Source organism: Thermodesulfobacteriota bacterium, assembly GCA_039028315.1.
In the GTDB taxonomy this organism is placed as follows: Bacteria; Desulfobacterota_D; UBA1144; order Nemesobacterales; family UBA2774; genus CR02bin9.
The window spans coordinates 1-10882 of record JBCCIH010000066.1 but is presented as its reverse complement, the minus strand read 5'-3'; the positions used below and the strand labels follow the sequence as shown (position 1 = coordinate 10882).

At 39.3% G+C, this 10882-nt stretch carries 11 protein-coding genes; 7 read left to right on the top strand and 4 right to left on the bottom strand.

The window, feature by feature from the left end:
* The 3 genes from AAF462_05650 to AAF462_05640 all read left to right on the top strand — a co-directional run.
* On the top strand, nt 1–697 hold a 697-nt coding region (locus tag AAF462_05650), incomplete at its 5' end, for a hypothetical protein (protein MEM7008605.1).
* 25 nt (nt 698–722) lie between these two features.
* The gene (locus AAF462_05645; GenBank protein ID MEM7008604.1) at nt 723–2225 is read left to right on the top strand and encodes a calcium-binding protein; all 1503 of its coding nucleotides are present in this window, start codon (nt 723–725) and stop codon (nt 2223–2225) included.
* 51 nt (nt 2226–2276) lie between these two features.
* Nucleotides 2277–2714: a MaoC family dehydratase gene (locus tag AAF462_05640; protein ID MEM7008603.1), complete on the top strand. Its 438-nt coding sequence runs from the start codon at nt 2277–2279 to the stop codon at nt 2712–2714.
* 73 nt (nt 2715–2787) lie between these two features.
* On the opposite strand, the gene AAF462_05635 is transcribed toward AAF462_05640, so the two are convergent.
* Nucleotides 2788–3564: an acetoacetate decarboxylase family protein gene (locus tag AAF462_05635; GenBank protein ID MEM7008602.1), complete on the bottom strand. Its 777-nt coding sequence runs from the start codon at nt 3562–3564 to the stop codon at nt 2788–2790.
* A 131-nt stretch (nt 3565–3695) separates the two neighbouring features.
* On the opposite strand from AAF462_05635, the gene AAF462_05630 reads away from it, so the two are divergent.
* On the top strand, nt 3696–4580 hold the full coding sequence (locus AAF462_05630) for a LysR family transcriptional regulator (protein MEM7008601.1): 885 nt from the start codon (nt 3696–3698) through the stop codon (nt 4578–4580).
* Between the two features lies 1 nt (nt 4581).
* On the opposite strand, the gene AAF462_05625 is transcribed toward AAF462_05630, so the two are convergent.
* From AAF462_05625 to AAF462_05615, 3 genes are all read right to left on the bottom strand, one after another.
* Complete coding sequence (locus AAF462_05625) at nt 4582–5379, bottom strand: SDR family oxidoreductase (GenBank protein ID MEM7008600.1); 798 nt, start codon at nt 5377–5379, stop codon at nt 4582–4584.
* A 127-nt stretch (nt 5380–5506) separates the two neighbouring features.
* Entirely contained in the window at nt 5507–6748 is a 1242-nt protein-coding gene (locus tag AAF462_05620) for an MFS transporter (GenBank protein ID MEM7008599.1), read from the bottom strand.
* 3 nt (nt 6749–6751) lie between these two features.
* A complete protein-coding gene (locus AAF462_05615; protein ID MEM7008598.1) occupies nt 6752–8014 on the bottom strand; it encodes an MFS transporter in 1263 nt (420 codons plus the stop codon).
* 125 nt (nt 8015–8139) lie between these two features.
* Here AAF462_05615 and rph point away from each other — a divergent pair, with 125 nt between their 5' ends.
* From rph to AAF462_05600, 3 genes are all read left to right on the top strand, one after another.
* Nucleotides 8140–8853 (top strand): ribonuclease PH, encoded by a 714-nt coding sequence (gene rph, locus AAF462_05610; protein MEM7008597.1) that lies wholly within the window; start codon nt 8140–8142, stop codon nt 8851–8853.
* A gap of 4 nt (nt 8854–8857) precedes the next feature.
* Nucleotides 8858–9445, top strand: coding sequence for an XTP/dITP diphosphatase (locus AAF462_05605; GenBank protein MEM7008596.1), 588 nt, complete (start codon nt 8858–8860; stop codon nt 9443–9445).
* Between the two features lie 135 nt (nt 9446–9580).
* Nucleotides 9581–10882, top strand: a 1302-nt coding sequence (locus AAF462_05600; GenBank protein MEM7008595.1) for a CTP synthase, incomplete at its 3' end; no start/stop codon positions are given.

Genomic DNA, 10882 nt, shown 5'->3' with positions numbered 1-10882 from the left:
TACCCCTTGTGAAGAGATTGACTTCTTTGATGAATATACGGGCTTTGATTCACATATTTATGACCTAAGCAATATACAGGCAAACACCGGCATACCTACAGGCGTTGCGCCTATGCCTGATGGCACTTTCGGATTTGTAGCGATAACAGTAGTGAACGCCGCTGGAGACACTTCAGTGAGCACACCGGTGCTCCAAGGAAGCTTTAGAATAATTGATGATGCAGGTTATGAATACAGATCTAACCCTGTCGGGCTAAGATCAGCATCTGGTCCCCAAGCAGATACATACTACTTTGATTTTGATTCTCTGGGACCAAGTACATTCTCAGAAATAATTGGAATTCCTATAATCTGGACTGCCCCTAATTTTGGCATTCCTATAGCTGGACAAAATGTGGGCGCCAAGTTCAATCCTTTCATAGTTAATGAGAATTCGATTGTAAATAGTTGTACACCGACCACTTTTACATGCTCATCATCAGGTATGAGTAAGGGTATTAACAACATATATAGAAACACTAAAGACAACTCTAGGTTATGTGTAACGACAACCTCAAAAGGCTTTTTTAACCTTGAAGATCCAGGGCCAGGTTCATTGCCTGCAGGTGTATCCCAAGCGCAGGCATTTATAGGTTTTATAGGATTGAATAATGGATCTAACATTGGATCAATGGAATCATTTATTGCTGTGCCTTAGTGATATTTCTTAAAGGAGAAAAAAAATGAACAATAATATGAAAATTAATCTAAATATCAGCTTAGTATTAGTAGTTACCATCAGCATTCTTGTTACGATCACATCCTGCGGCGGAGGAACTGCAAGTGGAGGTGGAAGTGGTGGTGGTGGTGGCGGAGGAGGAGGCGGAGGCGGCGGTACGCCTACCGCTGAGATGTGCTCTTTTGTCACATTTGAAAATGGAGTACTAGACGTAGATACAACTCCACTTGGAGGAACTGATTTCGTTGCAGCACTCCTTGGAACCTTCGACAGACTTGATACTGGAGACATTGTAGGTGGAATGGATTGGTTCTCGACAAACATCTCCGGAGCCCAAACTACTACAACCGGAACACAGATCATATCATGGTGGGATCAACAAGGCCCCAGAAACACAGAGCTGCAGATAACCAACCACTCAGGGGCTATCGGGTTAAATTACCATGTGCAGATTTTTAATGAGAACTGTCTTGAGACAATAGATTTTTGTGATGAGCTATTGCCGTTTGATACAGTAATTTATGATTTCAGTGACCTCATTACCAATGCCGGAAGCATTATTGCTAGCTCACCCCTGCAAAATCAAGAAGGGTTTGTTGTCATAACTCCTACAGTTAACTGTATAGCCGATTTAAGACCTACTTCTTTCTCCCATCTTAGCGGAAAGACAAGAGTTACCGATACGTCAAACGGATTTCAATATGGATTTAACGCTTGGGTCAGAGACGCAGATACTGCGTCCTCATGTACCGGCACAGTTGCTGGCGGGTTTAAAGTTCTAACCGGAACAGGAGACTGTAAGTTAAAACCAGTTCTCCCGTCAACAATATCACAAGTATTCTCTAAGACACCCGGCAGTGATGCATCAAGATCAGATGCTGTGTTTATCAGTTTTTCTGATAATTACTCAATTTATACAGCCGAGGGAAGTTCAACCACATTTACTCCTATAATGTTTGATATGGATGAGAATTCTCTAAGCTGCGCACCTGTAACATCATGTTATCTAAGGGTAGGGCTAAACGATGCGATTAAAGACAGTGATGATCCACTGCCTCCACAAGCTAGCGCTTGTGATGAAACAGCGCCAGGAGCAATCTTAGGAACTCCCGGGGATGACATGCTCACAGGTACAGCAGGTGATGACATAATTATTGGTTATGGCGGAAACGACACCATAACCGGCGGAAGCGGTGGTGACTGCATAGACGGCGGCCCTGGCAACGACGTGATAAATGCTGGTAGCGGTCCCGACACAGTTTACGGCGGTTCCGGAAACGACGATATTGATGGCAGGAACGGCTTGGATGAACTTCACGGAAATTCTGGAAATGACATCTTAAGAGGCGGACCGGGAAGTGATACAATATTCGGAGAAGGCGGCGATGATACGATACAAGGAAACCAGGGTCCGGATAACTTAGACGGAGGGCCAGGTACTGATAATATTGATGGTGGCCCAGGAGCAGATACCTGCGTAAATGGCGAGACTGTATCTAGCTGTTAAGAAATATATCAGGAGTTTTTGAAAGCAGACCTAATTGAGTATATTAGGCATATGACGCAGAAAATAGATTTTAAGTCGCCCCTTGAGGTAGGTTTTACATTTGAGAAGCCTATAACTTTTTCTACGCAAGAAATCTCTACATTTGCTAAGCTGTGTGGTGATTTAAACCCTCTTCACCACGATCCTGAGCGTGCTAAATCAAGCAGGTACGGCGGAATTATAGCTTGTGGACCGCATACTAGTGCTGTTTATCTCTCTACAATGACTGCATTTTTAGCTCCAAAATACCTAGGCATCGGAATTAAATCAGAATTTGAATTTTGTAAACCCATATACCCCAATATAGAACTGACTATTAAATGGGTTGTGAGAACAATAATTCCAAAACCTAGATTGCATGGATATATTGTTGTTAGTGAAGGAGGGATTTACAACAATGATGAAGAACTACTATTGGGCAGGGGTACTTTTATCATCACTGAAAAGTGAAAAACTAATTTATTGACAATATACATATAGAGAATTGAATACCGGCCCCATTAAGGAGCCGGTAACCTAAAGTTTATTTCTTAGCAGTCTTACTGGACTCATGTATAACTTGATACTGCGGGTATACGAAACTTCCTTTTATCCACACTGCCCAATCCACTTTCTTTGGTTTTAATTTATAAAGAGGATTGTCTTGTGGCATCTTAAAAGTGACAGTTGGATTTTCAGTCTTAACAGGATATCCGACCCAAGGGATGGGATATTTTACAACCTGCTGTTTTTGTCCAAGATCTAATAACCCGAAATAATTTAGATGTCCTCCCACAACGCCTTCAAAATCGCTCCCGACATCTGCTGTCGAGACAATAAAAGGTTTTCCACCCACATCAAGAGTAGCAGTAAGTTTTCCATCTTTTACTGTAGTAGTTGTAAATCCAGATTGTGCCGGAATTCCTGCTGCCTTAGTGAATTTTCTCATTACAGGAGAACTATTGTAGTAATATGCAAAATATCTTCCCGGAAATCCTTGAGGAGCATCTTTGGTATAAGAATCATGATCTTTAACTTCAATAGTCACATAGGTCAGAGTATAAGCACCAAATCCTGATGTATTTGTTCCATCCGGAACTGTATACATGTTAAGAACTACACGGTTATTAGGATGGGGCTCCAATCCTTTAGGCAATAACTCTTTTATAGCCTCAGGATCTGCTTCATATCCTACTATATACATCCAAGCGTTTGTAACTAATTGCGGAGCAGGAAGGTTATCTTCTGCCAATAAAGATTTAACAGGAAATGCTAAAGCCACCACAAAAACTAGTATAAATGAAATACCTAAAGTTCTCATAACTCACCTCCAAAATGTATTTGTAGATTTTTACAAACCTTTTGGTACTATGTTATTATCTGCATATATGCGAGTCAATCAGTTTGTTTGCAGAGTTAATACTGCATAATTGCAGATATATGGAGGTTTCAATGTATAACTGGGATGACCTTAAGGTTTTCTTAGAAGTGTCTAAAACTCTAAACCTTTCAAAAGCAGCTAGAGAGCTGGATATAGACCAGACTACTGTTCATAGACGACTTTTGAGGCTAGAGAGAAAAACCGGCAAAAGACTACTTAAGAGACTCGGGCAAGGATATGTACTAACTTCTTTAGGTGAAGCCCTAGCATCTCATTCAGAAACACTAACTAATGAGATAAAAAAAATTGACAAGATATTAGAAGATGACCTTTCAGACATTTTTGGTTCTGTAAACCTCACTACAACAAATGTTATCGCCAATGTTGTATTGCCAGATCTAGTCGTGAAATTCACAAAGCAATATCCCATGCTAAAGCTTGAGATCACAGTAGCCGAGGAATTCTTTGATATATATAAAAGAGAGGCTGATTTAGCTATACGCTCAACGGAAAGAGTAGAACCTCATGAGCATGCGCTTAAAATCGGAAAGGGGACATGGGCATTGTACGCATCAAAAGACTATATGAAAACAAGGCCGAATATGGACAATTCTAACTTTTATAAAGACAACATGTTCATTTTAGGAAGTGAAAAAATTGAGAATATAAAATCTACCAAATGGCTGAGAACTAAAATATCTGATGAGAACATCGCTCTTAAGGCAAATTCTATGGAGAGTATATATTCAAGTGTCAAAGCCGGACTTGGAATAGGTCTTTTGCCATGTGTATATAACAATGTAGATGATTCATTGGTAGAACTAAGCGATCCCGATTCAAAATTCGGCTCACCAATTTGGTTAATTACGCATAAAGAATTCTTAAATAGCGAAAAAATCCAAATATGTTTGAATTTCTTTGAAAGAGAGTTAAAAAAGATTTTTCACTATAATTGAATTAGAGATTGTAATATTTCTTAAGCGCCCAGGAGTTTATGGTTTCGGGAAGAAACCATTTAAGACAATTAACCAATAAAGAATTTGGGCCAATTCTATATCTAAGTTTAGGATGCTTTTCTTTTATAATTGAAGCTACCAAGAGAGCCATTTTTAGTGGATCTCCGCCATTATCATAGCCTCTTTTAAGCGCCATCTTTACCGATCTTCTCATTGAATCATATTCTTTAATCTTATTCTTAGCCATGGCTTTAGATCTGCCGATGTTAGTTTTGAATATTGCAGGCTCAATTATTGAAACTCTTATGTTGAATTTTTCTACTTCGTATTTAAGCGTCTCACTAAAACCCTCCAAAGCAAATTTGCTAGCCGAATAAAAACCCAAGTTGGGTACAGCCAATAGTCCTGCTGATGAGCTTATATTGATTATCTGCCCAGAGCCCTGCTGCCTCATAATAGCAAGCACTTTTTTAGTCATACGTACCGCGCCATAAAAATTAGTCTCCATGACTGCTTTAGCTTCATCAATCTGTGTCTCTTCAATAAATCCTGATAGGATGTAGCCGGCGTTATTAATAAGAACATCGACCCTATTTTCTCTTTCTAAAACATATTCAATGCATGAATTAATAGACTCCTCAGATGTTACATCAAGCTGTATTAATTCAAAATTAATATCCTTAAGACTCTTATCTCTAGAAGTACCGTAAACTCTGTATCCAATATTAGAAAGATGTTTAGCAGTCTCAAGACCAAAACCAGAAGACGCGCCGGTTATTAGGACAACTTTATTTATCATTATTATTTATATACCAACCCTATGTAGTTTCTTTAGATTAGTTGCATAAAAACAAAAAAAGCTTCTACTACGTATTAGTATAAGAAAATACGACAGAAAGACGAGCATAGATTTATGATTTTAATTTTTAAGTTATTTTATCTTTGCTCGGTGTTTTGTATGTTATTAGAATTAAAGATCCTATGATGATAGCGACTCCGTAAGTCACCACTGATAGCGGCACAAATATAGCTGCTAGAAATCCACCAAGAGCTGCGCCGATTGACTCTGCACCTACCTGGAGAGCAAGGTTATTGCCTAAAACTCTTCCCTGGCGCTCAGAGCCGACTAAGGTTGATATGTAGGCTCCACAAGCAGAAATAGCCCACATCAAGATAAAAAACGCTGGGATAGAGGTAAACCAGATTGTGTATTCTGCTTGAGGAATAACAACGATGATCAGCATTATACCGCCAACTAAACCAGACCATATGGCAATGGACCTAAGGCTAAATCTCTTAGCAAGAGGTGCAAAAAAGAAGAGGTTAGATATTCCACAGGCAGCTGAAGCAATGGCGTAGTAGAGAGTTACTTTATCAAGACTAAAATTCCATTCGTCCACTACGTAGATTGTAATAGTTCGTGCTATACCAAAAAGACCGAAGTAAATTAGAAAATTAACGAGATACACTCTTCTTATAGGAAGATCTGTAAATACTGTTCCCAGGTTCGTAAATGTTTTGAAATAGCTTATTACTTTATCTTTGTCAGGTATATACGGGTCATGAAAACTAATCCACACCCAAATATAAACTAATACTAATAAGCCTATTACTATCCAAAATGGAGTTGAAAGACCATAGTGAACAGCTATCTGACCTCCAGCGAGAGGGCCTATAAAATAGCCAAGACTCATAAACGAATACAGGTAGGAAAATAGTCTCCCTCTGTCTTCTTGTGTACTGATATCAGCTATGGAACTCTGGCATATTGCTACATTTGATTCAGTTAGCCCAGCCAAAAAGCATGCTCCCATTAGTAGCCAGAGCATTCTTATATCAATCGCATAAGCAATAACAACGTAGAAAAAGATTGTGAAGATAAGAGATATGGTGAGCACTCTTTTGCGACCGAATTTATCTGCTAAAGAGCCAATAACAGGAGATCCTATAAATTGTCCAAGTGGATATAGAGCTACCAATATTCCGCCGTATATTGCTCTGGTAGAATTAGTAACGGACTTATCAAAAAAGCCGGTGTCATGAATTAGCATAGGAATAAAGATTGCTACCATAAGTCCATAGCCGGCAAAGGCAGTAGCAATGACCATATATAGGGGCAATATGGGATGAATATCAGTTTTTTGAGGCTGCATTCCTGCAGAAAGCATTATCTATTCTCCTTGACCATCGGCAGGTTCCTCAGGCTTTTTATGCTCTTTATAGGTAATAAGTATCAGTGCGCCGAATATTGTCACAATACCATAGACCAGTATAGGTAGCGGTATAAATAGTGCTGCCAAGAGTCCTCCGGCCGCAGCTCCAATGGCTTCTGCGCCGACTTGAAGAGCTAGGTTATTCCCAAGTACACGGCCCTGTCTATCCCCGCTTACTAAGTTTGATAGATAAGCGCCGCAAGCAGAGACTGTCCACATCAAAATAAAGAAAGCTGGAATTGAGGTGTACCAAATTGAGTAGTCTGATTTTGGTATCACGATAACCAACACCATTAATCCACCTATAATACCAGACCATGTGGTAATAGTTTTTAAACTAAAGCGTTTAGATAATGGCGCAAAAAATATCATGTTAGATACAGCACACATACCTGAGAGAATTGCGTAGTAGAGGGTTATTTTATCGATTCCCCAGTTCCACTCGTCTACAATATAAATTTGTATTATTCGGGCCAATCCAAATATTCCCAGGTAGATCAGGAAATTTATCAGATAAACACGTCTTATTGGAAGATCGGTAAACACCGTTCCGAGATTTGTAAAGGTTTTAAAATAGCTGATTACCTTATCTTTATCTGGCACAAATGAGTCATGAAAACTTATCCAAATCCATAAATATATAAATACTAGCAAAATCGCGGAAATCCAAAATGGCTTAGAAAGACCATAATGCACTGCTATTTGTCCTCCTGCCAATGGACCCACAAAGTATCCAAGGCTCATGAATGTGTATAGATATGAGAACAACCTGCCTCTATCCGCCTCAGTGCTAACATCTGCGATGGCGCTTTGGCAAATTGCCACATTAGACTCAGTAAGCCCAGCTAAAAAACAAGCTGCAAAAAGCAGCCATAGAACTTTTATATCAATTGAATATGCAATTACTAGATAGAAAAAAATTGTAAAAACAAGAGATATCGTCAGGATGCGCTTTCTGCCAAATTTATCAGCAAAAGTCCCAATTACAGGAGCGCCCAGAAACTGTCCTAATGGATAAAGCGCAAGCAATATTCCTCCGTATATTGCTCTTGTAGATGTTGATACAGACTTATCAAAAAAACCACCTACATCATGCATCAGCATAGGAATAAAAATTGACACCATAAGCCCGTAGCCGGCAAATGCAATCAATATCAGCATATAAAGAGGGAGAAGTGGGTGTAAATCAGTTTTTTGAGTCTGCATTCCAGCAGTGAGCAAGATAAAGTCCCTCCTACGTAATTAACCCCATTATAACTCAGAAATGCTAAAAACAACATGAGTTAAAGTTATTTATTGTAACTATGGTATTATTTCCCAACTAAAAGAAAAAATGAGGATAACAAATGGCTAGAAAAAGAAAGTCAGACCAAATGAGGCCTGTAAAAATCACACGCGGATTTATGAAAAATGCTGAAGGTTCAGCTCTAATAGAAATGGGTGAAACAAAGGTAATATGCACAGCAACAGTTGAAGAAAGCGTTCCACCTTTCTTGCGCGATACTGGAACCGGATGGGTAACTACAGAGTATGCGATGCTGCCCCGCTCCACGCAAGAGCGCATTAGGCGCGATGGAGTCAGAGGCAAAATAGGAGGACGGTCTCATGAGATACAAAGAATCATTGGACGCGTTCTAAGAGCTGTTATCGACTTTGATAAGTTAGGTGAGAGATCAATAACAATAGATTGTGATGTAATGCAGGCTGACGGAGGTACTAGAACCGCTTCTATTACAGGAGGGTTTGTAGCCTTAGCTGATGCTTGTAATTACCTAGTCAAAAAGGGGCTTGTTAAAGAAAACCCTTTAATTGATTATATAGCGGCTGTTAGCGTTGGAATTGTTGATGGAAAAACTGTTTTAGATTTAGATTATGAAATGGATTCATCAGCCGAAGTAGATATGAATATCGCAATGACAGGATCTGGCCTCTTAGTAGAGGTTCAAGGTACCGCTGAAGAGAAACCCTTTAGTAAAAACAGACTAACAGATATGGTAAAACTGGCAGAGAAAGGCATAAAACAGCTTATCAAAAAGCAAAAAGAAGCACTGACAAAATAGAACTATGATCAAAGAAGTCGTACTCGCAACCACGAATAAGGGTAAAGTCAGAGAGTTCTCTAAACTACTACAAGGAGTATTTGAAACTGTATTGTCTCTTTCTGATATAGGAAACCCTCCAGAAGTGATAGAAGACGGTCAGACATTTAAAGATAATGCGCTTAAAAAAGCTAGAGAGATAGCCGCGTACTCTGGAAAATTAACTCTAGCAGATGACTCTGGACTTGAGGTAGATGCCTTAGAAGGCCGTCCGGGTGTGTACTCTGCCAGGTATTCAGGTGAAGGTGCCAATGATAAGTCTAATATAGAGAAGGTTTTAATCGAATTAGGTGATAATCCTGTTAGAGACGCAAGATTTGTTTGTGTCCTGGCGCTAGTTGATCCTAAAGGAGATGAACTCACAGTTGAAGGATTTTGCGAAGGGCAGATTTTAGACCATATAAGAGGCGAAGGCGGTTTTGGTTATGATCCTATATTTTATTTGCCTAATCTTAATAAAACTATGGCTGAAATTGACTCTGAGCTCAAAAATCAGATAAGTCACCGGGCAAAAGCATTGTTCAAATTAAGAGAAATACTGCGTTCTAAGTAGAATTTTACAAAAAATTTTCTATTTCTGAAAAAAATACGCCAAATAGTATTGCCAGATCGAATGGTTTTGAATATATTAATAAAGACCAACACGGTCCCGCCTTACAATTCAAGTAATTTCTGAGGTTTTTGTTAATTGGAGAAGACTAAGTTTATATTTGTAACCGGTGGTGTTATGTCGTCCTTAGGCAAAGGGCTAGCTGCCGCATCGGTTGGTGCACTTCTTGAAAGCAGGGGCCTCAAGGTATCCCTTCAAAAATTAGACCCTTATATTAATGTTGATCCAGGCACAATGAACCCGCTCCAGCACGGTGAGGTATATGTAACTGATGACGGGGCTGAAACTGACTTGGACTTGGGCCATTACCAACGCTTTACTCATTCAAATCTTTCTCAGAAAAACAACTTTACAAGCGGACGTATATATAACTCTGTAATTTCTAAGGAAAGAGAAGGACAGTATCTTGGTAAAACAGTGCAAGTGATACCTCATATTACTGATGAGATAAAACAGCGAGTACTTGATGTTGCTGATGATAACGACGTTGTAATAGTAGAAATAGGTGGAACTGTAGGAGATATTGAGAGTCTTCCATTTCTAGAAGCAGTTAGACAACTCAGAGGCGATCTTGGAAAAGAAAATACTCTTTTTGTACATCTCACATATGTTCCATATCTAGCAGCTGCAGGAGAGCTTAAATCTAAGCCAACTCAGCATAGCGTAAAGGAGCTACTGCAAATTGGTATCCAGCCAGACATATTACTTTGTAGAACAGAAAGACATCTGCCACAAGACATAAAAGATAAAATTGCCTTATTTTGCAATGTAAACAATGAGGCTGTTATTACAGCTATAGACGTCAGCACTATTTACGAAGTACCTATATATCTTCATCAAGAAAAATTGGACCAGATTATTATTGATTATTTAAATATGTGGACCAAAAAACCTGATATATCCAAGTGGGTTGATATTGCACAGAGATTTAAAAACCCACAATCAGACGTTACTATTGGAGTAGTGGGGAAATATGTAAGCTTGCAAGACTCCTACAAAAGTCTTCATGAAGCGCTAGACCACGGAGGTTTGGCTAATGATTCCAAGGTCGAGATTAAGTATGTAGACTCTGAAGATATTGAATCCCAAGGAGTCGAAACACTTTTAGAGGATGTCCACGGTATCTTGGTCCCTGGCGGTTTTGGTAAACGAGGATTTGAAGGGAAAATAGAAGCTATAAGATTTGCTAGAGAACAAAAAGTTCCTTTTTTCGGTATCTGCCTAGGAATGCAGATGGCCGTTGTAGAATTTGCCAGACATATATGCGGCATCAAAGATGCTCACTCAATTGAATTTTCAGAAGATGTGGTAAGCCCAGTAATTGATCTAATGGATCACCAAAGAGAAATAAACGATATGGGCGGCACAATGAGACTGGGC